26 protein-coding genes and 5 pseudogenes are annotated in these 26,395 nt (G+C 53.1%); 2 read left to right on the top strand and 29 right to left on the bottom strand.

Annotated elements, in window-relative coordinates:
• Positions 1-21 precede the first annotated feature (21 nt).
• From CS369_RS11745 to CS369_RS11645, 21 genes and pseudogenes are all read right to left on the bottom strand, one after another.
• Positions 22-381 carry a hypothetical protein gene (locus CS369_RS11745; protein WP_196907248.1) on the bottom strand — a complete coding sequence of 120 codons (360 nt, stop codon included), beginning with the start codon at positions 379-381 and terminating at the stop codon, positions 22-24.
• Positions 330-1,579: pseudogene (locus CS369_RS11740) on the bottom strand (EscN/YscN/HrcN family type III secretion system ATPase). The gene CS369_RS11745 and the pseudogene CS369_RS11740 overlap by 52 nt, the downstream one beginning before the upstream one ends.
• Positions 1,569-3,614, bottom strand: coding sequence for an EscV/YscV/HrcV family type III secretion system export apparatus protein (locus CS369_RS11735; RefSeq protein WP_244664967.1), 2,046 nt, complete (start codon positions 3,612-3,614; stop codon positions 1,569-1,571). The pseudogene CS369_RS11740 and the gene CS369_RS11735 overlap by 11 nt, the downstream one beginning before the upstream one ends.
• A gap of 158 nt (positions 3,615-3,772) precedes the next feature.
• Complete coding sequence (locus tag CS369_RS11730) at positions 3,773-4,789, bottom strand: TyeA family type III secretion system gatekeeper subunit (RefSeq protein WP_196907232.1); 1,017 nt, start codon at positions 4,787-4,789, stop codon at positions 3,773-3,775.
• Positions 4,773-5,471, bottom strand: a complete 699-nt coding sequence (locus tag CS369_RS11725; protein ID WP_196907231.1) for an HrpE/YscL family type III secretion apparatus protein — start codon at positions 5,469-5,471, stop codon at positions 4,773-4,775. Before CS369_RS11725 ends, CS369_RS11730 begins: the two co-directional genes overlap by 17 nt.
• Complete coding sequence (locus tag CS369_RS11720) at positions 5,447-6,013, bottom strand: type III secretion system domain-containing protein (RefSeq protein ID WP_196907247.1); 567 nt, start codon at positions 6,011-6,013, stop codon at positions 5,447-5,449. The genes CS369_RS11725 and CS369_RS11720 overlap by 25 nt, the downstream gene beginning before the upstream one ends.
• 2 nt (positions 6,014-6,015) lie before the next feature.
• The gene (gene ssaJ / locus CS369_RS11715) at positions 6,016-6,768 is read right to left on the bottom strand and encodes an EscJ/YscJ/HrcJ family type III secretion inner membrane ring protein SsaJ (protein WP_196907230.1); all 753 of its coding nucleotides are present in this window, start codon (positions 6,766-6,768) and stop codon (positions 6,016-6,018) included.
• Positions 6,765-7,034 (bottom strand): type III secretion system inner rod subunit SctI, encoded by a 270-nt coding sequence (gene sctI / locus CS369_RS11710; protein WP_196907229.1) that lies wholly within the window; start codon positions 7,032-7,034, stop codon positions 6,765-6,767. Before sctI ends, ssaJ begins: the two co-directional genes overlap by 4 nt.
• 40 nt (positions 7,035-7,074) lie before the next feature.
• Positions 7,075-7,320, bottom strand: a complete 246-nt coding sequence (locus tag CS369_RS11705; RefSeq protein ID WP_244664966.1) for an EscG/YscG/SsaH family type III secretion system needle protein co-chaperone — start codon at positions 7,318-7,320, stop codon at positions 7,075-7,077.
• Positions 7,321-7,322: 2 nt separating this feature from the next.
• Positions 7,323-7,538, bottom strand: coding sequence for a type III secretion system needle filament subunit SctF (gene sctF / locus CS369_RS11700; protein ID WP_196907244.1), 216 nt, complete (start codon positions 7,536-7,538; stop codon positions 7,323-7,325).
• A gap of 114 nt (positions 7,539-7,652) precedes the next feature.
• The gene (locus tag CS369_RS11695; RefSeq protein WP_244664965.1) at positions 7,653-8,087 is read right to left on the bottom strand and encodes a secreted effector protein; all 435 of its coding nucleotides are present in this window, start codon (positions 8,085-8,087) and stop codon (positions 7,653-7,655) included.
• The gene (locus tag CS369_RS11690; RefSeq protein WP_196907227.1) at positions 8,087-8,752 is read right to left on the bottom strand and encodes a type III secretion system effector protein; all 666 of its coding nucleotides are present in this window, start codon (positions 8,750-8,752) and stop codon (positions 8,087-8,089) included. The genes CS369_RS11695 and CS369_RS11690 overlap by 1 nt, the downstream gene beginning before the upstream one ends.
• Positions 8,753-8,761: 9 nt before the next feature.
• On the bottom strand, positions 8,762-10,009 hold the full coding sequence (gene sctE, locus CS369_RS11685) for a type III secretion system translocon subunit SctE (RefSeq protein WP_196907226.1): 1,248 nt from the start codon (positions 10,007-10,009) through the stop codon (positions 8,762-8,764).
• 185 nt (positions 10,010-10,194) lie between these two features.
• Complete coding sequence (sscA, locus tag CS369_RS11680) at positions 10,195-10,659, bottom strand: CesD/SycD/LcrH family type III secretion system chaperone SscA (protein ID WP_196907225.1); 465 nt, start codon at positions 10,657-10,659, stop codon at positions 10,195-10,197.
• On the bottom strand, positions 10,656-11,261 hold the full coding sequence (locus tag CS369_RS11675) for a hypothetical protein (RefSeq protein ID WP_244664964.1): 606 nt from the start codon (positions 11,259-11,261) through the stop codon (positions 10,656-10,658). Before CS369_RS11675 ends, sscA begins: the two co-directional genes overlap by 4 nt.
• Before the next feature lie 36 nt (positions 11,262-11,297).
• Positions 11,298-11,561: a hypothetical protein gene (locus CS369_RS11670; RefSeq protein WP_196907224.1), complete on the bottom strand. Its 264-nt coding sequence runs from the start codon at positions 11,559-11,561 to the stop codon at positions 11,298-11,300.
• A 70-nt stretch (positions 11,562-11,631) separates the two neighbouring features.
• The gene (locus tag CS369_RS11665; RefSeq protein WP_196907223.1) at positions 11,632-11,868 is read right to left on the bottom strand and encodes an EscE/YscE/SsaE family type III secretion system needle protein co-chaperone; all 237 of its coding nucleotides are present in this window, start codon (positions 11,866-11,868) and stop codon (positions 11,632-11,634) included.
• Between the two features lie 11 nt (positions 11,869-11,879).
• Positions 11,880-12,536 (bottom strand): type III secretion system inner membrane ring subunit SctD, encoded by a 657-nt coding sequence (gene sctD, locus CS369_RS11660; protein ID WP_196907222.1) that lies wholly within the window; start codon positions 12,534-12,536, stop codon positions 11,880-11,882.
• A 12-nt stretch (positions 12,537-12,548) separates the two neighbouring features.
• Complete coding sequence (locus tag CS369_RS11655) at positions 12,549-13,067, bottom strand: hypothetical protein (protein WP_196907221.1); 519 nt, start codon at positions 13,065-13,067, stop codon at positions 12,549-12,551.
• A gap of 7 nt (positions 13,068-13,074) precedes the next feature.
• Positions 13,075-14,550 carry an EscC/YscC/HrcC family type III secretion system outer membrane ring protein gene (locus CS369_RS11650; protein WP_196907220.1) on the bottom strand — a complete coding sequence of 492 codons (1,476 nt, stop codon included), beginning with the start codon at positions 14,548-14,550 and terminating at the stop codon, positions 13,075-13,077.
• Entirely contained in the window at positions 14,537-14,932 is a 396-nt protein-coding gene (locus CS369_RS11645; RefSeq protein ID WP_196907219.1) for a pathogenicity island protein, read from the bottom strand. Before CS369_RS11645 ends, CS369_RS11650 begins: the two co-directional genes overlap by 14 nt.
• Positions 14,933-15,168: 236 nt before the next feature.
• Between CS369_RS11645 and CS369_RS11640 the strand changes: the two genes are divergently transcribed.
• The gene (locus CS369_RS11640) at positions 15,169-17,919 is read left to right on the top strand and encodes a two component system sensor kinase (RefSeq protein ID WP_196907218.1); all 2,751 of its coding nucleotides are present in this window, start codon (positions 15,169-15,171) and stop codon (positions 17,917-17,919) included.
• A 30-nt stretch (positions 17,920-17,949) separates the two neighbouring features.
• Positions 17,950-18,585 (top strand): two component system response regulator, encoded by a 636-nt coding sequence (locus CS369_RS11635; protein WP_196907217.1) that lies wholly within the window; start codon positions 17,950-17,952, stop codon positions 18,583-18,585.
• Between the two features lie 34 nt (positions 18,586-18,619).
• Here CS369_RS11635 and CS369_RS11630 read toward each other — a convergent pair.
• From CS369_RS11630 to CS369_RS11600, 8 genes and pseudogenes are all read right to left on the bottom strand, one after another.
• Positions 18,620-19,686: pseudogene (locus tag CS369_RS11630) on the bottom strand (iron-containing alcohol dehydrogenase family protein).
• Positions 19,687-19,726: 40 nt separating this feature from the next.
• Positions 19,727-20,242, bottom strand: coding sequence for an aminotransferase class I/II-fold pyridoxal phosphate-dependent enzyme (locus CS369_RS24940; protein WP_307833697.1), 516 nt, complete (start codon positions 20,240-20,242; stop codon positions 19,727-19,729).
• A gap of 28 nt (positions 20,243-20,270) precedes the next feature.
• A pseudogene (locus CS369_RS24935) lies at positions 20,271-20,696 on the bottom strand (aminotransferase class I/II-fold pyridoxal phosphate-dependent enzyme); the annotation flags it as partial.
• Between the two features lie 167 nt (positions 20,697-20,863).
• Positions 20,864-22,552, bottom strand: coding sequence for a urocanate hydratase (gene hutU / locus CS369_RS11620; protein ID WP_196907216.1), 1,689 nt, complete (start codon positions 22,550-22,552; stop codon positions 20,864-20,866).
• 45 nt (positions 22,553-22,597) lie between these two features.
• Positions 22,598-24,132, bottom strand: a pseudogene (gene hutH, locus CS369_RS11615) (histidine ammonia-lyase).
• An 83-nt stretch (positions 24,133-24,215) separates the two neighbouring features.
• Positions 24,216-25,001, bottom strand: coding sequence for an ABC transporter ATP-binding protein (locus CS369_RS11610; RefSeq protein ID WP_196907215.1), 786 nt, complete (start codon positions 24,999-25,001; stop codon positions 24,216-24,218).
• Entirely contained in the window at positions 25,001-25,774 is a 774-nt protein-coding gene (locus CS369_RS11605; protein WP_196907241.1) for an ABC transporter permease, read from the bottom strand. Before CS369_RS11605 ends, CS369_RS11610 begins: the two co-directional genes overlap by 1 nt.
• A 97-nt stretch (positions 25,775-25,871) precedes the next feature.
• Positions 25,872-26,321 (bottom strand): annotated as a pseudogene (locus tag CS369_RS11600) (LysR family transcriptional regulator substrate-binding protein); the annotation flags it as partial.
• Between the last annotated feature and the right edge of the window lie 74 nt (positions 26,322-26,395).

Genomic DNA, 26,395 nt, shown 5'->3' with positions numbered 1-26,395 from the left:
TTTCATGACAACATTCAGCGCTTACCTTACCACGTCTTGCTGCGCCAATACGACGCGCTGCTCATCAGACAGTGCCATCTGGTTAGCCATTAATTGCTGATCCTCATTGCGCAATGTCATCAGTGTTTGTTTATGCGCCAGCAGTTCATCGCTGATTTGCGTACCGGACCAGGCCAGCCAGGCGTTTCGTTTTTCGGCCAGCAATGTGCGATGGGCCGAACAGGTGCACATGTCCTGTTCCAGTTGCTGGAGCTGAGAGAATTGCTGTACCAACTGTCGGCGCAAGGCGATTTCCCGACGTTGCTTGATGGCCAATAACACCCGCAGCATCACGGTGTTACCAGCGCACTTAGCCGTTGTAATAACAGATCGTGATGACATGGTTCATTCTCCTGCTGTTGTAAAAATGCATTGATCGCCGCATACTTTTCTACCGCCAGATCGGCAAGCGGATCCTCACCTTGTTGATACTCCCCCACTCGCACTAGCAGCTCTACATCGCGATAAACACTGAGCAAACGGCGTACCTCATTGGCAAGCGTCATGTGCATCTGACTGGTGACGTTAGGCATGATGCGGCTTACGCTGGCGAGCACACCTCATCCGCCAACGGCTCATTCATATCGTCCCCCTCCACCAGCACGGTGTAGAACGCAGTAATGCTGCCACAGCGTCCTTTACCGGTCCGCTCCAGCAAGCGCGGCAGCGCGGCAAACACGCTAGGGGGATAGCTACCCGCAACCGCACGCTCACCCGCCTCGATGGCGATTTCCCGTGCGGCGCGAGCGTAGCGCGTCAGTGAATCCGCCATTAACAGTACGCGCTGGCCCCGATCGCGAAACGACTCCGCAATGGTGGTCGCCACATACAGCGCGCGCATGCGCTCGAGCGGCGGCCTGTCTGACGTGGCGACAACAACGACGCAGCGACGTCGCGTCTGAGCATTAAGCGAATGCTCTAAAAATTCCCGCACTTCGCGGCCACGCTCCCCGATGAGGGCCAGAACAATCACCTCGCAGTCCGCGCCGTGGCACAGCATGGAAAGCAACGTGCTTTTCCCCACGCCCGCTGCCGCGAAAATCCCGATACGCTGCCCTTCACCGCAGGTGAGTAAACTGTCTATCGCCCGCACGCCGGTTAACACCGGGCGATCGATCATCCCACGGACCAGTGCCGCCGGAGGCGGTGCGTCAAAATTGCGCCACGGCCCCTGCCACGCCTCATTGCCATCCAACATCTGCCCAAGGCCATCAACCACGCGGCCCAGCAACGCGTCGCCGACCGGAACCTGCTGGCGTTGTTTTAGCGGCCGCACCTTCTGCCCGCAAAATAGACCTACAGTACTGGCAAAGGGAGATAACAGCGCATCTTCGCCGTCCACAGCAACTACCTCAGCCAAGGTACCGCCGGGTAAAATCTGGCAAAGTTCGCCCATAAACACGCCGGGCAACCGCACTTTCAACAAAGAGGCGCTGATATGCAGCACCCGTCCCGTCATGTCGATACCATCAGGCGGCTCACCGGACAATGTCAGCCGTCGGCTCACAGCCTGCACCAGAGAGGAAAACTCAATCTTCATCATCGAATGCGCACTCGGGGTTCAGGTCAATACTGTGCACCACCTGGATAAGGCAGTGCTCCCCAACTTCCTGCCACGACAACACCGCAATATCGGCGTGTTGTTGCTCTATGACCTTACGCAAGAAACGACGTGTATCTACTGAGCTGACAATCACAAACTCGCCGTGAACCGCTTGTGCCTCAGCAATCAACTGCAATATCTGCGCACGTTGTTCGCTGCTTAATGCGGTGTAGGTGCCCATTGCGGTCTGCCGAATGGATTCGCGAATCACATTCTCCATCTCCTCCCCGATGCGCAGCACGCGTAGCGGCGTCCCTTCTGGCATCAGACGATGCAAAATATGGCGTCGCAAAGCGATGCGAACATATTCCGTCAGCATCTGGACATCTTTTTCCCGCGGTGCCCACTCAATCAGCGTGCCAAAAACCAGACGCAAATCGCGGATAGAGACCCGTTCTGACACCAATCGCTGGAGCACCTCGGCAATTTTGTTGATGGGCATCTGTCGCTGAAGTTCTTTCACCAATTCGGCATAGCGTTTCTCCATAGCATCCATCAGGTAGCGCGCTTCTTGCACCCCGATAAACTCTGCCATGTGGTTCACCAACACCTTATGCAACAGCGCAATAAGGCACTGATCACCGGTAAACACCGTTTGCCCCGCCTGTTGTGCACGTTGCCCCTCAGCGGCAGACAGCCACCCAATTCGCCCCATTCCCTGCGGCAACACCTGCGTCTCTGGCGTGGCATCTGCCGTCTCCACCGTGGTGAAAACCATGCAGGAGACCGCCACGGGGAGTGTCAAAGAGAACACCGACTCCTGATAGACAAGCACCGCCATACTATTCTCTGTCATTGAAGCATTAACGATGATGGAGACATCCGGCAGAGGTAAACCCAGGGTGTCGAACAGGGTTTTGCGCAGAGCATCGATCTCCAGCGAAAGAGACTCTGAATGCAGGCGCGGTGCAAGGCGCAAAGTGAGAGGCTGCGCGCCCGGCACCATCTGATCGTCATCAACGCTGCCCTGCGGCACGGATACAGCCTGCGGATGCCGTGCGCGGTACCACAGCAGTGCGCAAGGCAATGCGGTCAGCACCGCCATGATAAAGAAGTAGATAAACGGGAAGCCGGGAATAACAGCAAACAGCAACATCACCACCGCCGCGAGGATCAGCGCCTGAGGCTGTTTCCCCAATTGCGTGCTCAGCTCACGCCCCAGATTTTGCCGTTTCTCACCCGGCACGCGGGTGACGATAATACCGGCACTGAGCGAAATCAGCAGAGAGGGGATCTGGCCGCACAGACCGTCGCCGATTGAGAGTACGCTGTAGGTTTGCACCGCATCCCCAAGCGACATGCCGTATTGCACCACCGCAATGGTAATGCCGCCCAGAATATTCACCAGCACAACAATAATACCGGCGATAGCATCCCCTTTCACAAACTTCATGGCACCGTCCATCGCGCCAAGAAAACGACTTTCGTGCTGCACATGCAGACGCAATTGCCGCGCCTGATCGGCATCGATCATTCCGGCACGCAGATCGCCATCGATACTCATCTGCTTGCCCGGCATGCCATCAAGAGAAAACCGGGCACTCACTTCGGCAACACGCTCCGTCCCCTTAGTGATAACGATAAACTGCACGATGTTGATGATGGCGAAAATCACCAGTCCCACCGTCAGGTTTCCCCCCACCATAAAACGGCCAAACGCATCGATGATATCACCGGCATTGTGCTGTAACAGAACCAGACGCGAGGTACTAATGGTCAGCGACAGCCGATAAAGCGTGGTGATCAGTAACAGTGAGGGGAACACCGACAGATCCAGCGGATCGTTGATGTAAATGGCAAACAACAACAGGATGATGGAAAAGGCCAGATTAATGGTGATCAAAATATCCACCACAAACGTAGGCAACGTCAGGGTGATCATGACAATCGCCATAAGCATCACCACGGCGAGAATAATATCTTGCCTACCGGCGCACATTTGCAACCAGCGCTGAACGTTATCTTTTCTCATCACGTTGGTTTGCATAATTTTTCCAGAAAGGTTCGCTGGCGACGGTGCAGCCAACTGTATAAAGCGCTGGATGTTTCTTTCGATGAACAGATCTAATGTCATGATGTTTTTCCTCTCATGTCCGGTAATAGAATCCCAGAGAAGACATGGATGAGAAATCAAGACAACACCTGATTACCCTTCAATTTTTGCAGTACAGCAAGAATACTTTCACGCTGATCTTCATCGCTAAAACACGCATCCGGCATCACTTTGAATTGCACATCCAGATAGCGTACGATGTGCTTGAATACCGTCGCGCTGGGCGTTAAGGAAGAGATTCGCGCGATAAGCCAATCCTCAAACAGCCAGCTTTCCTGTTTAATATCAATCAACAAAGTCAAAAGTGAATCGGCAGGCAGGGGATAACGTTTTTCCTGTTCTTTACACTCCTGCTCCAGCCCCAGAAATAGCAACAGACGACGCAGGCGGACTAGTACGGTCGCCAACCTGGCTTGCTGAGCACCACCGACAGAGAGCGAGAGTTCAAACGCTGCCATGCGTAACACAACGCGGAGCCGACGCTGACGATCGGACCAGTCAACGATGCGTTTAAACCATTCCGATAACGATATGTCCTGTTCATCCATCGCGCGCTGGAATAAGCGGCCAATAGGGGCCAGTACCGCCTTGCTGACAGTACCGAGCTCCATTAGGCCAAAGAGTGTGGTTTCATACGCATTTTCTTCGAGAAGCTGGGCCAACTGCGCATTCAGCGCCTTTTTCCGTTTTTCATCCAATGCCGTTGATGCCAGGTGTTGAGCGATCGTAAAAATACGCCGCAGCCCTTCCAGCGCCTCACTATTCTCCTCAGACGAAGCGGCAAGAAACGTCGAAAAGCCACCGTCCTGGTCACGCAAGCGTTGTATCAGTGCAATTAATTCTTGCTGTCTGCGTAACTGCCTTTCTGACGATGCCAGCCGCTTTTCATCGCGCATTCGGCCAGAAAGTACCAGACTCATCTCTTCCAGCGTTGAATCCAGCGATTCGCCTGTCGCTTCTTCCAGTTCGAGTAACGCCATGTCCATCGGCGGCATGCTGAATTCGACATCACGCACCGGCAGCACCCGATGCGATTCGTAGTGCGGTGATAGCACCGGACTGACGGGGTTGTGATCCTTAGGTATTTTCATCATCAAGCCTTGCCTCCCGTTCCTGGATACCGAGATCATTCTCGGTATCTATCCACGCCAGCACCTGCTGAAAATGCCGGCTGAGCGAAAAAGAGACGCTAATCTGTGATGATGTCAGAACGGCTTCATCCATAGCCAACTGCGAGTCACAGACGATGGCTAACCGCTCCCCGAAGGCATCGCGCATTCTGGCCTCTCTCTCGGGATGAATCTGCAAGGTGGCCCCTCCCGTAGCAGCCAGTTGCTCCACCTGCTGCGACAAACGCGCGCACAGCAGGTCATCAACGGGCTGTTGGGAAAACCAAGCGCTCAATACGTTCCCCATAGCAAGGCGGATACGTGACGTGACCGCCTGCACCACGCACTGCTCCACCGATGCTGCCTCACACAGTGACACCACGTGGCGCTCTAACCACCGCTCCTCACAGCGGGTGAGAATCTCCTGCTGACGACGAGAGAACTCGGCATAAGCCTCGCTCTCTATCTGGCGCTGCGCTTTACGCGCCTGACGTATCATTTGCTCTGCTTTACGGCTCGCCGCTTTCACAATAACAGCGGCCTCTTGATGTGCATCAAGCAAGGTGTGGGTATAAGCCAACTGGGAGTTTAGCCTTTCAGCAGGAATCACCGGGAAATCGGGAAGTTGCCGATCAAGCTCAATCAACGGGAGTCGGCACAATGGCATAGCATACGTTCCAGTAAATTCATGGTGGCCCGAGGTATCACGGGATACAACGCTTGCTTCAGCGGCGGCAACTGTATCAAAAGCGCCTGAAGAACGGGGTCACGCGTTGCAGCACGATAGAGCATGGCGATACCGATGCGATTCGCCGCATCGATCACCTGTTCCGGTGAATAAAAGGCGGGGTGTTTGTTGTCACACATGCCAAACAGGTGCCAGATCAGATCGTTATCCAGCCAATGGCGAAGCACGTGACGATAATCAGGCAGCAGAAAGTAATCACTGCACGCCAGCGTTAGCAGACCAAGCGCCAGCGCATATTTCGGGATATTCGGTGCCAGCGCGGCCAAACGGCGCTGACGTTCATCAAGCCGCCCCGGCAGACAAATCGGGCCACGCTGTGCCCGTAATGCGCGGTTCAGCGCATTGTCTAAAACCGGGAATTCGCCATAACGCCACCGTTCGTACCGATGAAACCCTAACGATACAAGCCAGTCACGGTGCGCATAACGGGCGGGCTGCCAGACCGCGCGGTGCAACAGCAAGGTCAACGCATCCGGTCTACTGAACTCGTTCGCTGAAACACGCGCCACACTGTCAGTATCAACAGGGCTGATGCCAGTATAATCAGCGTTAACACCACATATTGTCGATAAAGGGATAGCCATTTCAGGAGCGCTCTCTGTTCAACGGATTTCGGCGGCGGAGCCACCCGAGCTCGATAGCCGGCAGGCTGCATCAAAATGCTGATTTGATCGTACTGGACACCGGGTATTGCTTTTTCAATCAGACTCTTGATTTGTACGCGAAACGCTTCCAAGTTCACTCGTGGGGAAAATTTAAGGTACACCGCTACCGAGGTGCTATCACCGGAACGGGTGCCAACATCATCACTGGGGGGATGGGATGCTATCGCGACAGAAGCATGCACAACGCCATCCATTTGGCTGAGCATCTCTTCAATGTGCTGTTCGGTGAGATACAGAATCTTCTGCTGCTCTTCCCGTGGAGAAACCACCAGTTGGTTAGGCGGAAACATGGTTTCTACCGTGGTGTAGCGTTTGCGCGGAAAGCCATCCATGCGTAGCACTTCAACGGCATCAATAAACCGCGACTGCTCGACGCGCAGCGTTACCCCGCCGTCCGGCGAAGGTTGCTTATCCGCATCAATGTTGTTGTTCATCAGAGTCGCCAACATCTGGTTGGCATCACTCTGAGACAAACCGTTGTAGAGCTCAACACGACAACCCGCCAGCATGAAAGCCAGTATTGCCATGCCCAGACAGCGGAAGGCGTTCATGTCATATTGGCCAGTTTGTTGACCGTTTGCGCCGCAGAACCGGCGATCTTCGCGCCAAGATCGACGCCGACGCTCAAGGTCAAGATCTTCGCTTGCTGCTGCAACATCTGTTCAGGAGATAAGGTTTCTACCGCGCCGGATGCCGTTCCAGCATACAACACGTTCTTAAAGGTCTGTGCCGCCTGGCTGTCCGGTGCATCCAGCTCGGACACCGCATCGATGCTGTCAAAACGGCTATCTGGCGATATATTCTGAGCAATAGTCATGGGTGTGTCAATTGTGTACCCCGTAATCACGGTGAAAAACTCATAATGAAAAACATTGTTTGACCACGTTAGCGTCCGGCGTATTCACGTATTCCAAAACGCGCTTCGCCTCTTCAGGCGCATCCAGCCCCAACAACAGGACAGCCATGCACACCGCGCAAGCGTCGCTATCGCTGACCAGACTCGGCACCACCGGCACAATCGCTCGCACCTGACGCAACAAGCCGTGATTCACCCCGGCAAAAGCGGTTTCAAGCAGCAGTTGTCGTTCCGCAGACGTCAGCACGCTCATATCTTCGAGATAATCCCACTCAGCAAATTTTTGATGGTATTGATCATCGCGCTTTCGTAGTTGATAAAAGTGGAATACTGCTGCACAGCAAACTGCGCCTTGAGCATGGCGTCTGGATTGGTTAAATCTTTGTCATTCATTTTGTCTTTGACATCTTGACCAGCCTTGTTTGCCAGGCTAGACAGCGTGTTAATGAGCTGTTGAACATCTATCGTTGATCTCCATAGCGTGCGGCTTTATTGCGTGGGACATCGGGTTACCGGGCAATGTGTTTACTGATATCCACTATCGTTTTAACCGGTCAGCCCGCCTATCCGGTGTTTAACCTAACTGCGTGCTTTTCCAAGAAATATTCGGTCTATGTCTATTTCTAACCAACGCTCACCGTCGAGCAGGCACGTTACCGCGCCTTGTTGACACAGCCGCCGCACCAGCTTTTGGCGCTGGAGCGCTAAACGTCGAGGCAATACATCGGTGATGACTAACATGCGGATATGCCTCAACGAGGAAAACGAAAGTAACGCCTCTTGCAACAGCCGCCATAGTCGCAGTAATGACGAGGGTTTTGAGGCGCAGTCCGGTAACCGGGTTAAACTACAGATAAGCAACGCATTACTTTGAACACGAAAAACAAGGCGATAGGGAGGCAGTGTGATGTGCTGCCCGAGACGCAATCCGCACCCCGCCAAAAACAGGGGCTCCGGCGCTAACCCAACCGTTTGCAACTGCCTGCAAAAAAGTGCTTCCAGTCGTTCCATCATTACTTCGCAAGGTAATGAAGTGTCTGGCTATATACCTCAACCATTTTGCGGCCCATTTCCATCATCTGCTGCATGACGTCGATAGCCTTTTGCACAATGTCGTCGAGATTTCGGATGTAGGATTGCGCGTTTTTACTTTGAAAATCCGCCAATTCCCGCTCTATTTCTGCTTTTCGGTTTTCCGATGCCGCGGCAAAGGAAAAGCCCTCATTGAATATCGACCCAGAACCGTTGAATCCCATCGTAATGAGTTCTCTGGTGCCAGCAGCCGCTCCTCCGCCAACCCCCGCACCCAATAACTGCGCTAGGCCGCTACACAAGGTGCCGCCTGCGTTATACTTTGCCGTGCTATAACTATGCTCAATCGCGTTTAAACTGGTGGAAAGCGCATTCATTTCAAGCCCCCACCCTAATATCTGCTTCTTTTCGTTATACATGCGCATCACGTCACGCGAACGCCGGGCAAGGTTTAATAGTGTTCCCCACAGTTGATCAAACATCGCGAAAAATTCATTCAATTCTGCATCGCTAGCGGTCTTTTCCTTGGTTGCCTCTGCGGCGTTCGTCTTTTGTGATAAGACAGAAGAGAGGGGGTCTGGAGTCACGTTGACGGGGAATAGGTCTATAGACAGCGTATTTTGATCCATAAGAATATTTTGGCTCATAACATATCCTCAGGCACGGCTACAGGCAATTTTTGCCAATACCGCACCGTAATCTTCCATTATTAATGTCGCGTTGCTTACGGCGGTGCTACTCTGCTGCAAATAATCGCCAAGCTGTTTTTCCTGATTTTTTTTACGTTCCTGCGTCCAACCATCTTTGATGTCGTTAATACGTTGCATAACGATTAATTCTTCAATTTCCTTACGCAAATCTGCCGCTTTCCATTGAGCAATACCCGATATTATTTTTTGTCCACCACTCATCGCCAAGCGCACCGTGGTTAACCAGGTAACGGTGACATCTTTAATGATGCAAGAGGCCAGCCCTTTGCCTAGCGAGATCATTAAACGTCTACGCAACGCTTTTTCTGCGGTGGCAACGCCTTGTTCCAAAACTTTTTTCGCCACATTTTTCAGGGCGCTTTCCAGCGTTTTTTCTACAAGTTGCTCGATTCCCTGAACGGTGGCGCTACGCCCCATCGTGCGTGCCAAATACTGGTTGACGTTCCCCTCAAGCGTGGCTTCAAGTTCACTGACAAAACGTTTAGCCGTATTTTCAGCAATCTGTTTAATCTGCTGCCCCACCTCGCCGCTCTGTTGACTCACTGCCTCAACCAGTGTTTTACCCGCGCCGCTGCCTATTTCCTTTTCGGCCGCAGAGATCAAACCGCGAGCCACATAAATACCACGACCGATCTGCAAAATATCCAGCCCCATCGCGACATATTCGCACGTGCTCTGTACCGAGCCTGCCGCGTGAATAACGGCTTCACAGTCGGCTTTATTCGCCCCCAGGCCCAAAGCAAACTCAGCGCCGCCTTTTACGAATCCGGCAAACCCTGCCGAGCAGTAAGCGATGCCAGCGGCAAAGGCGAGTGGATCTGCCGTTGCGACGGCTTCAACCAGTTTAAATACGCCTATCCCTACCTCAATTGCACTGTTTATCCAATCAAATACGGCACTATACAGCGCGGATTTACGCATCTGATCCGCCTGTTCAATCGACTTGTTGATCTGCTCCTGATATTTTTCAACCTGCTTATTGCGCAGAAAAGTTTGCAGCTCAGTGGCTCGGTTCAACTGTTCACAGAGTGCCGTTGCATTGCTGCTGGAAACGCGCATCACTTGCTGCGCCACCAGCATCGATAACAGCAGTGGGTCCATTTTCATGATGTCTTGCAGTGATGCCGAGGTGGAACCGGTATACCCGGCTTCCATCAGTCGTTGCCAGGCGGCCTCTGCTTGCTGCGCGTTCACCGACTGCGCTACGCCCCCCCTGCTGGCTTTCCGTTTCCACGTTCTTTGCTGCCTGGTGTTGCCGATAATGCAGACCAACAACAGAACGTATTGGGTGCGTTGTTTGCTTGGTTGGAGAAGAGACCGTCATCTCATCTCCATCATCATAGGACTGCGGGCAATCCACTCCCGCTATGGCTTGTACACTATCCATCAGACTCTCCTGTTCGAGATAGTCCTTGCTCTGCTTGGCGACGTATCGCCTGTAATGACCGCTTTTCACCGCAAATCAGCAAGGCAGCCTTAAAGGCTTTGCGTGCCAACGCTTTCTCACCACAGGCCAGAAAACACTCCCCCGCAGCACAAGGGACCTGCGCGGCCGATGCGTTAATTTTCGCGGCCCAACCATAGGCATAAAGCGCATCTGACCAGGCGTGCGCCGCATGGCACGTCGCCCCAAGTTGATACCAGTAGTCAAAAGACCAATCATCGTAAGCGGTCAATATGCGCAACAGGTTGGTCGCCGCACGATGATCCCCCGCGCTGGATAACTGTCTGGCGTAACGAAAAAGGGTATCCAATTCGCCGCTTACGTCTTTTTTCAGCAACATGCGCACAGCGCCACCGCGACGCAAAAATTGCAGCATGGCCAGACTATCGTCTTGCGTCATGAATAGGTCTTTTGGGTGATCATTTGCAGAATATCGCCCCATTTGCTGACCAGGTTAGTCGCCTGCGAAATGGCCGCGTTAAGCATCTGTATTGCTTTTTGAATCGTCAGTTGCGCTTGAGATGAGAGATCGCTGTCGCGATTCGCGCTATTATCCAATGCGGATTTAACGGCCTGGAGGCTGCCTTTGTCCAATTTACCGTCAGCCCCCGCGTGCTGTTTGATATAATCCTCTATCGATTTGCCATCTACCTGAATACCGTGCGTCTTCATATATTCAATAACGTCGGCAGGCACCGTTTCTTTGGTATTGCCATCACCTTTTGACGCTTGCACAATGGCCTCATCCATCTGGTTTGCCTTTTCCTGAGTATCTCTGGCTCGATTGGATGCATTTTGAATATCATTGAATTGAGCATAGGCGCGCGATGACTGTACATTCTGCAACAACAGCATTATTTCATAGGCATAGGCGAAAATATTATCGGCAGCTCCATAATAACGCGACTTTACCTGGAGTGTATTTCCGACACGTGTTTCTTTATCTTCAAATACACTAGGATCAATGCTTGGTAATGAATAACCTGGTATACTCGGCATCATAAACCTCCTGAATATAAAACAGTGTAAATATGCTCACTATTTATTAACGCTGTGTTTAATATGCGTTTCGATTTTTTTCAAGGAGATATTTAATGCTTTCAAATTTTTTTTGGCATTTTCCGCAATAGTATTTATGTAATGGATACTCAGCGGTTTTTCCGCTTGCGCATCATTCTGCGAAACGGTTCGCCCCGCAGAAGCCAGTTTGCCTTTTATTTTTTCAAATTCCGAAAAACATTTTAATAGACGTTCATACTCTACTTCGAACTTTTTAAATTGATTCGCGATATTACCTGACATGATACACCTCTCATCGTTCACTAATATGTCAGCCGTTGGTATAAAGATGATTATTCTCTACTGACTTGACTCAACCCCTAGCCTCTAACGCTATATTGTGATAACGAAAGTAAATGATCTTGATAATATCTTCGCTCTGTATTACCGCTTCCACCAATAAGGCAAAGTACTGATATTCCTCTGGCGTAATGGGTTTCGCCATGGCACAGGTTAATCGATGACGGGCAGCACTCAGCACCATCAATGCCTTTTGGGCATAGTCAGCCGAACTCTGTATGCGATCTTCCAATGCCGTCAGCGTCGTCATCGTATTTCCCCTTAAAAATTGAATGGAAGCGTGATCAGCGTGCGCCCTTGTCTGAACGTCACCGCGCTATCGCTGATAGCCACAACCTCGCTGCCCTCAGGCAGTCGACTGCCGATGGATAAGGTATCGCCATTACCCAGCACCAGATAATCGCCACGACGGCTATGAACAATGCCAGTGACAGGGGCTGGCAGTTGTCTGGAAAACTCATTGGATAGGGGAACATCCTGATAGCTCAGCGCTACAGTTGGATAGCGCGATCGCATATCCTGCATCAGTTGCGTCAAGGTCTGCTTATCCTGCGCGTTCAACACGCCGCTCAAGATGAAACGCGGCCCCGTATTCGTCAGATTCACCTTGCCCGCTAGTCCTTGCTGTAGCAACGCGCTAATCAGCGCGTTACCGATCTCGTCGTAGGGGTTTTCTATCTGCCAATGCCGTAATCCCGGAATGTCGGCCAACAGCGGTTGAAACGCCGCCCACTGTTCTCCCATACGAATATCCGCATCGATCGCAACGTTGCCCTTCCCTCGGCTGACAACCTGAGCCTGGGTGTAGCCCGACTGAATCAGCACATCTTTCACGTTTCGGACCAGTTGATCGGCACAAATAACGTCATCCTGGTAGCGAATGTCGTGGGATTGCAGCGCAAGCCACAAAGGCGCCAACGCATCGCTCGATTAGCAATCCCTAGACACACGCAGCACGCCATCCTGCTGCCATTGCGCCACGAGTTGCATCAACCCGGTTTGATGCAACAACGTACTCACGTCTACTGGTGATTCCGTCGATAGCGACGGGCCCCATTCCATAGAGAAAAATATAAGAGCCAAGATCAGCATAAGCATGCCAGGCACCAATATCCAGCCGCTTGAAAACCGGCGAACCGGCAGGCAATAACCGGCAAGGTCTGCCTGCTGGGGCCCAAATGCCATCGCTAATCCTGCCGTCTCCAATACGCCCTGGGACGGTAATGGGTGATGCTGTACATGGCGGCGACCATTTACCCGCACCGACACCTTTTCCGCATTGGCATAAAGTTGCCCGTCAACGACCGCCAGCTCGATGCGGCTTGCCGCCTGTAAAGGGATGCACAGATCGCATTCCCGTTCACCAATGGAGATACGACCTTCCGATAGCCACACTTCCCGTCCATGCAATACGCCGCCTAACAGGCGAATCTTCCACGTGTTTTCCATACGCTTTTCACTGTTGTCTATTGGCAACGGATGCCTTGATCAGGAACAAGCGAATAACGCTATGCATTTGGTTGGTTTTGGTGCTGAACAGGTGGCCAAGCACAGGGATGTTGCCTAACAAAGGAATTTTTTTTTCCGACTGTATCTGCTTATCCTGTTTGAACCCGCCCAATAACAGGCTCTGCCCCGCCTGCAACATGGCCTGCGAAGCAATTTCTGCATTTTGAACACCGGGCAGAGGCTCGTCCTGACTGATAGGTTCGCTTTGTTGCCCATCCTGAATGTTCAGGTTCAGCATGATATTTTGCTTGCCATTCTGCTCTAACAGTCGAGGCGTAACGCGCAGTAGCGATCCGGTCGTCACGGACTCCAGTTTGGCGATTCTGTCACCCTCAAGCTTGGTGAAGAACGTGACATTCTTGTCCAACACGGCCTGAATATTGTTGAGCGTCACCACCGAAGGTTGCGATAACACATAGGCACGTGAGTTCTTTTCCAGCGCGCTAAGGCGCACCATAAAGTTCGGCGTGTCTTTGATCACGCTGGAGAATCCGCTGTCCAGGCTCCCCCCGTTATTATTGAAGCTGATCATTCCGCCACCGATCGATGTCACCGCACTCCAGTCAATGCCTAACTGGCTGATATCCCCGGCATCCACATCAATGATGGTCACAGATATTTCGATCATTTCAGGCCGTTGATCCAACAGGGTGATCAGTTGGCGATACCCCGCCATGTTGGCGCTGCGATCGCGCACGATGACCGCATTCTGACGCGGGTCCGCAGAAAACATCGTTAGTCCCTGAGTCGCAGGCGTATTGCTGGCTGGAGCGGGCGCGCCGCCGCGAGTCATGTCACGCAGCACGCTGACAATTCCGGGCACCACAACGGTCTGATCGCGGTATCGATAGTGATCATCCAGCGCCGTGGCATATTTCAAGGGATATACCACAACGCTCACGGCATCATCCTGACGTTTGCTAATATCGGCATCAAGGGTGGTTGCCAGTTGCGTAACGCGTTCCAGGCACGCAGGTACACCGCTGATTTCCAGCGCATGCTCATTCAACACGGGATAAATGACACAACTTCTATCCTCAGGAACATTCAGTCTGCGTAAATTTGCTGCAAAACGCGTGGCGGATAGCACATTAAGTGTCACAAGATGGCGTGACAGACGCTGTGCGGGGTAAATAAACAACGTATTACCATCGTAATAAGAAACCAGATTATATTGGCTCATCAACTTAAATAGAATATTCACCGGCGGTCCTGGCAAGATAACGCCGCTGAAATTTTGTACAATCGCCGAATCAATATTCGTTGATGTATAATAGTTTTCCGCGAGATTCTTCAACAGAGAGGAAAGCGACATATTTTGTGCCCGCAATGAAAAATCATTGCCCTCCCACGGTAAGTTTTCAGCATAAGAAACCGAACAGAAAAAAAACAAAACCAAATGGGCGATTTTATATAGCTTCATATTCTTTTACCTGGCATGGGTGTTGTTTACTCAAAATGAGGTATCGAAAATAACGTGTTAGCGCCACATGGATCTCCATTTCTTTTGCCATCACTTCAGCAGAGATTTTCTTATCATAGACACAACACAGCCAACTTTTCTCATCGGAGATGTAGCAGGAAAAATCGTGAATGTCATGATGCCCCCCCAACAAACATGAAACATAACACAATGTTTCCAATGAAAAATCACAAGAGTCAACAAGATGTATTGCCAGAATCCAGTAGAAATTGCATGAATAGCCTTTCGCAGAGAGATCCGCTATTTTCATCGCGATTTCTCCTTTACCATTAGGCTCGGATATACCCTCAACCAAAGGGATACTTTTTAGTAAATCAAGCATGTAGAACAACCTCCATGGGATAATCTTATTCTCAAATGCAATGAGAATCTTAGACATCAACCTTATACCTGATTTTTACTTATGGAGAGGTTATATATATTTACAAATTAAAACAATTGCGGCGCTAAAGCCTATTATAGTTTAAGTGAAAATTACCGTGTTAGAGAAAACCGACAGACGTAAATTTATTCGCCCACAGGGGCAATTTCATTTAGACACCATTCTCAGGTATGACAATGAAAAGAAAACGCTCATTGGTGAGTAAACCGACATTATTTATATCACTGTGCTTATTTATTATCTGGCTGATTTCTGTTTTTGCTGCAACCTACGCCTCTCTTAACCAGGAAAAACATTATTTAATTGAAAGTCTAACGCACTTTTCTACCCTACGGGCAACGTTAACCAACCACCGTTTTGAAGGTGCAGAACGGGATGCGCAGATATTGGCACACCGTTACCACCTGTACCACAGCGAAGCCGCAGACAAGGCCGTGGTCGACAAAAGTGAAAGCTGTTACCTGCCCATTGATACCAGCGCATGTATCCCCAAAACGGTTCAAGAGAAGGATCGCAGCTTTATCCAGGTTTACGGCACCGCCGGGCAAACCTATTATCTCGACAGTTTTGTGCTCGATAGCCGCTATGGTATCTCGCTGCTGCCCCCTCGCGAGCACCCCGCCGACTATTTTTCACGTCGACGCACCGAGTTAACGGAATTGCTTGGCATCCCCGTCAACCACAATATGCACTGGGGCGAACCCAAGTACACAAAGGGCGTGGGTTGGAGCATCTCCGTTGCGGCCACCAGTTCACAAGGTATGCTCGCCGGGCTTTCCGTCAAATTAAGCGATGTTCTCTCTTACGATCAGCTGTTCTCCGGCAGTGATATCAGCCTCTGGCTGGATAAGCAAAATCACATACTGCCTTTTTCCCTGCTCGACAAGAAGCAAGGTCAAGCACTACAGGCGCTGTTCAACGATGTCACTCTGTATGACGGCTGGCAGGAAATTCCCGGCTATCTGGTGCTGCGCACCCAGTTGAAAGGGCCCGGCTGGCAACAGGTTATCCTGTATCCAACGTGGGATATCATCCACCGAGCGCTGTCTATCGTCATCAGCCAACTGCCTTTCGCATTAGCGACGTTAGTCCTCATTGCACTTATGCTGTTGGCGCTGCTCCACCGTCATCTGGCCCGCCCGTTGCAGGACTTTGTCGATATCATCAATAAAACGAAACGGGCACACTGTCGCTGCGTTTTCCGGAATGAACTCGACAGCATTGCTCAGGCTTACAACCGGCTGTTGAACGATCTGCGCGCGCAATATGACAATCTGGAAAATACCGTGGTTGAACGCACGCGCGAGTTGATTATCGCCAAGCAGCAGGCGGAACAGGCCAACAAACGTAAAAGCAGCCATCTGACCACCATCAGCCATGAACTGCGCACGCCGCTCAGCGGATCATTGGGTGCGCTGGAGCTGCTCCAACTCACCCCGCTATGCGCCAAGCAAAGTCATCTGGCGGAAACGGCCAGACTTTGTACCCTCTCATTGCTGGATATCATCAACAACCTGCTGGATTTCTCGCGTATAGAGTCAGGGCAAATCTCGCTGCACGTCGAGCAGACAGCGCTGCTCCCGCTGATCGATCGCGCGATGTACACCATTCAGGGACCGGGAAAAAGCAAAGGATTGATGCTGCGCACCACTGTCAGCGGTGATGTGCCCTTGCTTATCGATATGGATGCGACTCGCGTGCGGCAAATTCTGGTGAATCTGTTGGGGAATGCGGTCAAATTTACGGATAACGGAGGGATAACGCTCAGAGTCACGCGCACCGACAACACGCTGATATTTGCCGTCTGTGACAGCGGCAAAGGCATTGCCTCTGCCGACCGCGACGCGGTATTCACCCCCTTCTTTCAGAGCCAGGGAAACATTCAGGGGACCGGGCTTGGGCTGACGATTGCCTCGAATCTGGCTCGAATGATGGGGGGCTGGCTGGATCTCAACAGTTCGGTAGGGCTCGGCACCTGCATCTCTTTTATGATGCCGCTCGGTAAACACGTCACGCTCACGCCATTAAGCGGCAATATCACCGCGCCATTGGTACTGCACCGGCAACTGAGCGAATGGGGACTGACATGCGATGCCGCAACGCATGACAATGCCCTGTGTGCTGATGAACTTGGCTTTCTGCCGGGCAAACTCTATACGCTGGCCGCTCAGATAACGTCAGGCATCACCGACACCGACAAGGCGGTGATCCCGGTTCAACCCTGGCGATTACATATCCTGCTCGTTGATGATGCGACGATAAATCTCGACATCATTGGTGCCATGCTGACACTGCTCGGGCAAAACGTCACTACCGCGTGTAACGGCCGGGAAGCGCTGGCGTATGGGCGACAACAACGTTTTGATCTGGTGTTGATGGATGTCTGTATGCCGGAGATGGATGGACTGACCTGCACCCGACAGTGGCGTCAGGACAGCAATAATCAGGATCCTGAATGCGCCATTATGGCCTTGTCGGCCAACACTGCATCGGAAGAAATTGTCCGTTGCAAGCAAGCCGGTATGCACCATTACCTGACCAAGCCCGTTACGCTGGCACATTTGGCCGATGGCATCAGCATCGCTGCCGAATATCAACTTCAGCGAGAAATCGATCTGCAAGAGCAAGATAACCTGACAGACAAGGCCATCATCGATATCACTCACCCCACTATGCGACGAAAAATCCGTCGTGCGCTTCGCGAATTGCTGTCAAGCATTGAACAAAATTCAAGCGATCAGAAAAAAACTATCACGCTGTTGCATACCCTAAAAGGATGCATCGGGCAGGCTGGTCTCGGTCCATTGCTGTGCGATGTGATCGATATGGAGAACCGTGTTAAACGTGGACTGCCATTATCCAACGCGGAAATTGCAGAACTGCGTCTTACGCTGAATGTCGCTTTACGTTTGAAATGCTCACCGTAAAGGGCAACGTTTTGTTGAGAGGAATGGAATATGAACGATCATAAAATTTTGCTGGTGGACGATCATGAGTTGATCATAAACGGCATTATCAATTTGCTGGTGCCCTATCCGCGCTTTCGTATCATTGCGCACACTGAAAATGGCCTTGAGGTCTATAACGCCTGCCGCCTGCACGAACCAGATATTGTGATCCTCGATCTGGGATTGCCGGGTATCAATGGGCTGGATCTTATCCCACAGCTCTGTTCGCGCTGGTCTAAAATGGCGATCCTCGCTTACACCGCACATAACGAAGAGTTTATGGCAATACGCACCCTGTCGGCAGGAGCCATGGGGTACGTATTGAAAAACAGTAGCCAAAAGACATTATTGACTGCAATACAGACCATGGCCGTCCGAAAAAGGTATATCGACCCGGCTCTCAACCGAGATGCCATCAACTCCGCCCTGAACACGGAAGGGGACAGTCCGGAGTTGCTGACACCGCGTGAAAGGCAAATACTGAGACTTATTGCCAACAGCTACACCAACCGCCTTATCGGCGAACAACTGTGCATCAGCGTTAAAACGGTCGAAACCCATCGGCTGAACATTATGAAAAAGCTCAATGTACATAAAGTGACAGAGTTGCTTAATTGCTCGAGGCGCTTAGGGCTAACTGATTGAGTTTTTTATACCAGGCCACACTTTATAGCGCCTGTTAACAGGCGCTGATAGCCAGACGTTCTACGCGATGAATAGCCTCGCGTAGCGTCTCGCGGGTAACGACATGGGGCATAATGCCCATATCCGGTGCCGTCACGGCCGCATTCGATATGGCTACCAGTTCTTCAGAAGTCAGGGTTGGTGCAATCGCTGCCAGTGATGTTGGAATGGCACAATCCTTCGCCAACGCAATGGCTTCAAGCAATTCCTCATCGCTACGCCCTTCCTGCGCCAGTAAACAGAGATTACCAAACCCCACCAGCAGACCATGCCCGTAAGCGCGCGTCTTATCGCACACGGTAAAGCCCTCGTAGAGCGCATGGGTACCATTGCTCATCAACGAGGCCAACCCGGCAAACAAGAAGATAGCATCAAGCACCTGATCCAACGCCGGTGTTGCCTGCCGTTGCCGGACTGCTTCACAGGCGGCGCCACCAAACCGGGCAATCTGTTGATAGCAGAGCTGGCTGTTTGCCATGGAGGACGCACCAAAACCGGTGACATCCTTATTACCGCTAATAGCTCGCAGTTCATACCATTTTGCTAGCGTATCGCCAGCCCCGCCGCCAGCCAGGGCAGCGGTGCTTTAGCCAGAATATCGGAATCAATAATCACCGCAGCCGGAGCGACTGGCAGATGATAGAGATCGCGAAAATGACTATCGTCATGATAGCGAATCGTCAGCGGCGTCACCGCAGCACAGGTTGCCGCGATGGTCGGCAGGGTGATAACCGGACGAGAGGTTTCCAGCCCGACGGCTTTGCCTGTATCCAATGCCTTCCCGCCGCCCACAGCGATAATTACATCGGCAGCGTGGGCGCGTACGTCTTGTGCCAGACGTAAAATCTGTGTTTCGCTGCACTCACCGCCGTACCAGATGTCGGCACATTTGCTCACACCGGCTGCTGCCAGTTGTGCATCAATCAGGGCTGACGCCGCCTCCAGCGCATGCTTGCCCCCCAAAACCAAAACACGTTTACCCAACGCTGAAGCGATGGTGCCCAACTGGTTAATCGCGCCTGCGCCGCGCACCACGCGCGCGGGAAAATAGACCTGTTGCATGTATTCTCCGTAAGTATTCAGTCAATTGGCCGAAGTGGAACTACTGCGCACACTGGCGCAACTCCGCAATACACTGTTGGTTAGCGGCCTCAGATCCCACCGAGATCCGCAGCCATTGGGTGTATCCAGCTTCCAGCCAGGGCTTCACAATCACCCCAAAATGCAATAAACGCTCAGCCAATGCAGCGCTATACTGCTCAATATTCACAAACAGGAAATTGGCCTGCGACGGAGCCACAAACCATCCCAAGGCGTGCAATTGATCTCTGAGCCAGGCCCGTTGCTGGGAGACATGGGTGACACTGCGTGCCACGTGCGCCACATCCAACAGCGCCGCCTGTGCCGCAGCCTGCACCATACGGTTGATATTGAACGGTGTACGCACGCGATCGAGTAGCTCCACTATCTCGGCATGACACGCTAAACCATACCCCACACGCAACCCAGCCAGGCCGTATGCCTTGGAAAAGGTACGCAACACAATCCACGTGTCGCGCCTGCTGACGTAATACGGAAAGGCTATCGGGATAATCAGGGTGAGCAGCGCAATACTCATAATAAGCTTCGCCGATCACCAACACACAATCCTGCGGAGTCATGGCAATCAGGCGTTCGAATCCCTCACGCCCCAGCATGCAACCTACGGGGTTGGAAGGGTTACTGAACACCATCATTTTGGCCGGTTGTGCCAGCTCCTGCGCACAGGCATCCAGGTCATACTCCATCTGCGCATTCACTGGCACCAGCGTCACCTCTGCCCCTAACATTTTGGGATACAGGTGATGCAGCCCAAAAGAGGGCACCAAAGTGACAACCCGATCGCCCGGATTGAGAAAAGCCAGACACAGCATTTCCAGCAGGTTTTCCGAGCCGTTGCCCATCACCACCTGTTCCGGCGCCATCCCGGTGCGCGCGGCAATTACCGCGCGCAATTGGAGACTCGCCGGATCGGGATAACAGGCCGTGCGCGTCACCTCAGTTCGCAGCGCCGAGTCGGCCAACGCGCTCATGCCCAGTGGGTTTTCATTGCTGGCAAGGCGGGCAATATCCGTCACAGCAAAACGCTGGCGCACCGCATCATCAGATAACCCAGAGTTATAGCGCCCCAGTTGGCGGGCTTCGCGCCGCGTCAGTCGTTCAATCGTTTCTTTCATGATGACCTCAGCGGCGCGCTCCGTTAGCCCTTCACCATCGGCAAGTTCAACCCATGCTGAGCGGCGCACGCGATAGCGCTCTCATATCCTGCATCCGCATGGCGCATCACGCCCGTTGCCGGATCGTTCCACAGCACGCGCGCCAGACGTTCATCGGCCTGTTCGCTGCCGTCACACACGATCACAGTACCCGCATGCTGTGAGAAGCCCATGCCCACACCGCCGCCGTCATGCAGGCTGACCCAGGTTGCGCCCCCCGCCGTGTTTAACAACGCATTGAGCAGCGGCCAGTCGGATACCGCATCCGAGCCATCGCGCATCGCTTCGGTTTCCCGGTTCGGTGAGGCAACCGATCCGCAGTCCAGATGATCGCGGCCAATCACAATCGGCGCTTTCAACTCGCCATTGCGTACCATCTCATTGAAAGCCAACCCTGCCAGATGGCGCTCACCCAATCCCAACCAACAAATGCGCGCCGGTAATCCCTGGAAGGCGATGCGCTCTTGCGCCATATCCAGCCAGCGGAGTAACGACGTGTTCTCGGGAAACAGCGCTTTGAGCTTGGCATCGGTACGCGCGATATCCTCCGGGTCGCCGGACAACGCCACCCAGCGAAACAGGCCTTTGCCCTGACAGAACAACGGACGAATATAGGCAGGCACAAAACCGGGGAAATCGAACGCGTTAGCCACGCCCTCTTCCAGTGCCATCTGGCGGATATTGTTACCGTAATCCACCGTCGGGATACCCATATGGTGGAATTCCAGCATCGCCTGTACATGCACCGCCATCGAGGCTTTGGCCGCCTTTTCTACCGCTTTCGGATCGCGAGTACGCATCTCTGCCCAGTGCGCCACGTCCCACCCTTGCGGCAGATAACCGTTAATCAGATCGTGCGCCGAGGTTTGATCGGTCAGGATATCCGGGCGCATACCTCCGGCCTTGGCGCGTTTCACCAGCTCTGGCACCACATCCGCTGCGTTACCCAACACACCCACAGAAATGGCGCGTCCCGCTTTGCACGCTTCATCGATCATTGCCAGCGCTTTATCCAGATCGGTGGCTTTGTAATCGAGATAACGTGTGCGCAAGCGAAAATCAATACGTGATTCCTGGCACTCGATCGCCAACACGCTGGCGCCGACCAGAACGCCCGCTAACGGCTGCGCGCCACCCATACCGCCCAAGCCCGCGGTCAGGATCCAACGCCCGCGCAAATCGCCGTTGTAGTGCTGCTGTCCAGCTTCAGCAAAGGTTTCGTAGGTTCCCTGCACAATGCCCTGCGCACCGATGTAGATCCATGAACCCGCCGTCATCTGGCCGTACATCATCAGCCCATCGCGGTCCAGCTTATTGAAGTGATCCCTGTTGGCCCAGTGCGGCACCAGATTCGAGTTAGCGATCAGCACGCGCGGCGCATTTTCATGGGTACGGAAAACCCCCACTGGTTTACCGGACTGCACCAACAGCGTTTCATCCCCTTTGAGGGCACGCAGAGAGGCAAGTATCCCGTCAAAACAGGCCCAGTTGCGTGCCGCCTTGCCAATCCCGCCGTACACCACCAGATCTTCGGGCCGTTCAGCGACGTCCGGATCCAGGTTATTCTGGATCATGCGGTACACCGCTTCGATCAGCCAGTTTTCACAATGCAGTTCACTGCCGTGGGGTGCTCTCACTTCACGCTCACCCGCCTGTTCCACTGATAAGGTCATAATGCTGTTCCTTTAATATTCGGTTAATGTCCGTAGCCTGTCGGGTTATTGAGCATAAGTGGGCAGCAACGCAGCCACCTGTTCCGGCCATTCGGCCTGGTTTGCCCAGCGACACATGGCGGCGATATCCGGTGCCAGATAGCGATCTTTGTCGAGGAAAGGCACCGCCTGACGAATGCGCATTAACTCCTGTTCCAGCAAAGTGGAACTGCGTAACGGGCGGTGGAATTCGATACCCTGTGCAGCCGCCATCGCTTCGATACCCACCACGGCCGCGGTGTTGTCACACATTGCGCCTAAACGACGGGCCGCGTAAGTGGCCTTGGAGACGTGGTCTTCCTGATTGGCAGAGGTAGGCAGGCTGTCAACGCTACCGAGATGCGACAGCGATTTGTTTTCCGATGCCAAGGCGGCGGCAGTGACTTGGGCTATCATAAAGCCGGAGTTCACGCCACCATCGGCCACCAGGAAAGGCGGCAGTGCCGACAGGCCAGTATCGAGCAGCAGCGCCAACCTGCGTTCAGAAATCGCGCCAATTTCCGCGACAGCAAGGGCAATAATGTCAGCGGCGAATGCCACTGGTTCAGCATGGAAGTTACCGCCAGAAATCACATCACCGTTGTCGGTAAATACCAGCGGGTTGTCAGACGCCGCGTTGGCTTCAATTTGCAGAATGCGCGCCGCATGCGTCAGGTTATCCAAACAGGCTCCCATCACTTGCGGAATACAGCGGATGGAATAAGGATCCTGTACCCGACCACAATGAATATGCGAATCCATGATGCCGCTGCCTTTGAGCAGCGCATCCATCGCCGCCGCCACCGCAATCTGACCCTGCTGGCCGCGCGCTTTGTAGATGCGCGCATCGAACGGTTTGGCCGAACCGCGAATGGCTTCCAGCGAAAGCGCACCAGCGATCAGCCCTGCCCCAAGCACCTGCTCTGCGCCAAACAGACCGCGCAGGGCAAGCGAGGTGGAAACCTGCGTACCGTTAAGCAGCGCCAACCCCTCTTTCGGCCCCAACACCAGCGGCTCGACGCCAGCCCTTCTCGTGCTGGCAGCAGTGCGCCATTGATTTTGACCTGCCTTTCTCCCAGCAGCATCAGCGACATATGAGCCAACGGTGCCAAATCACCCGACGCCCCTACCGATCCTTTTTCCGGCACGCACGGCATAACGCCCGCATTGAACAGCGCCAGCAAGGTTTCAATCACCTGACGGCGTACGCCGGAATGGCCTCGCGCCAAACTCACCACTTTGGTCGCCATCACCAAGAGCAGCACGTTATCGGGCAACAGTTCACCTACGCCAACTCTGTGCGATAGCACCAGATTACGTTGCAACTCCGCCAGACGATCGGCAGGAATGGAGGTACTTACCAGCTTGCCAAACCCGGTATTGATGCCGTAGACCACCCGATTCTGCCGCACGATATCCGCCACCTGCTGGCACACGGCATCCATGTCAGCCCAGGCCTCTTCGGCGAGCGTCAGCGTGACGCCACCGTGATAAATCGCCCGCAGCGTCGCCAGATCGACTGCACCGGGAGTGAGGCAAATCGACGGGGGTGTTGTCGTCATAATCTATTCCTATATATACAAGTTAAGCTAAAGTAAAAACGCCATAGGCGTTTTTATGTCTTGTTCTGTGTCTGTATGCCTGACTAATGCGCCAACGCCTGGAGCGTTTCGGCGCGAATCTCTTCGGTCACCCTGGCCTTGAGCGCCATAAATTCTGGCGAGGTTTTCAGGGTGTAATCACGATGTCCTTCAAAGGCAACTGCCACTTCGGTTTTGATGCGTCCTGGGCGAGCACTAAAAATCGCTACTCGGTTACCCATAAAGATAGCTTCATCAATATCGTGCGTGACAAAAATCACCGTCTTTCGTGACGCTTCCCACACCGAAAGTAAAAGTTCCTGCATCATGACGCGCGTTTGGTTATCCAGCGCGCCAAAAGGTTCATCCATTAACAGCACTTTGGGATCGTTCGCCAATGCGCGCGCAATCGCGGTGCGTTGCTGCATACCGCCAGAAAGCTGACGCGGATAGTGATGCTCAAAACCTTTCAGGCCGACCTGATGAATGTAGTAGTCACAACGCTCCTGCTGCTGCGCCTTGCTGATGCCGCGCTCCTGCAAAGCAAAGCAGATGTTCTGCGCCAGCGTCAGCCAGGGAAACAGCGTATAGCTTTGAAACACCATACCGCGATCCGCGCCCGGTCCTTCCACCAGCGTGCCATCGAGCCACACTTCACCGCTGGTGGGCGAATCCAACCCGGCGATGATGCGCAACAAGGTGGATTTGCCACACCCGGACGGCCCGAGAATGGTGATGAAGTCGTTTTCCTGTACCTGATAATCGACGGGCAACAGCGCCTGAGTCTGTTCGCCGCGCGGGCCGGTAAAGATGCGCTCGACCTGGCGTACCGCTAATTTGCTGTGGGACATTACAATAAGCTCCAGAAAAACAGGCGTCGGTTCATCGCCTTAAACAGAAAATCTGACAGCAGGCCAATCACCCCAATGACGATAATGCCGAAGATGATCTGTCCGGTGTTCAGCAGTGCCTGACTGTCCACAATCATGTGACCGATACCACTCGACGAGCCAATAAGCTCAGCAACAATCACGTAAGTCCACGCCCACCCGAGCACCAGTCGCAGCAGTTCGGCGATTTCCGGTGCCGCACCGGGGATCAGCACGCGACGTACCACGCTGCCGTTGCTGCATCCCAACGTATAGGCGGCTTCCACCAGATCGCGACGCGCAGCCCCTACCGCTACCGCCACCATCAACACGATTTGAAATAAGGAGCCAATAAAGATAACCAGAATCTTCTGCATCTCACCGATGCCCGCCCACAGGATAAGCAGCGGAATAAACGCGGATGCCGGTAAATAGCGGCAAAACGACACAAAGGGTTCGAAAAACGCCTCGCACAGTTTGTACGCGCCCATCAGAATGCCGAGGGGGACACCGATGATCGCGGCCAGCAGGAACCCTGCCAGCACGCGCATAACCGTCATGGCAATATCCTCAGAGAAGTTATACTGGGTAAAGAGGATCTCCCCTTCACGCAGCATGGTCAGCGGATCGGCCAAAAAGGTCGGTGATACCGAACCGCTGAACGTCACCATTCCCCACAGGGCAAAAAACAGGACAAAAAAGGCCACCCCAAGTGCCACGCGCAACCGCACGGCAACAGGCCGCAGCGGCACCATCAACGGATTGTGCCAGCGCGGTGCAGCGTCAGGTAACGCCGCAGGCGGCAAAGGCAGTTTGTCAGTTGCGCAAGAATCACTCATCATGCTAATATCCTTATTTCACGTAGCTGGCGTCATACAGGGTGCTGATATCCGGGATCTTGCGAATCACGCCCATTTCCAACAGCAATTTGGCCGCTTCATTGCTAAAGGTTTCGATCTCACCGCTGAAGAATTTGCGCGCCTGCGCCAGCGTTTCAAGGCTTAGCGTTTTGTGCTGCGCCAACGGATGATTGCTCGCCATCACAGCAACCAGTTGATCTTCATACAGTACCTGATGCGCAAACAGCGGATCGTCCTGATAGTCGGCAAACGGTGTGGAATAGGAGAAATGGAGATCGCCGTTACGCACCTTTTCTAACAAATCCATTCTGACACCATCAATAAATGACATCTCAATGTTAGGATAGCGCCGCTGAAACTGGCTGAAAATTTCGTAATGCCGCAGACGATTGAATATCAGAAGAACACCAACTAACAATGCACCATCGTGGCTGTCTTCATAAGGGTTTTCCCCGATCATGGTGGGAGACTCATAACCCCATGTTTAACCTGCCGTAATGGAACATCACTGCCACC

It is taken from the genome of Candidatus Symbiopectobacterium sp. 'North America', from assembly GCF_015762685.1.
Classification (GTDB): Bacteria; Pseudomonadota; Gammaproteobacteria; order Enterobacterales; family Enterobacteriaceae; genus Symbiopectobacterium.
This window is presented reverse-complemented; position numbering and strand designations above follow the sequence as displayed.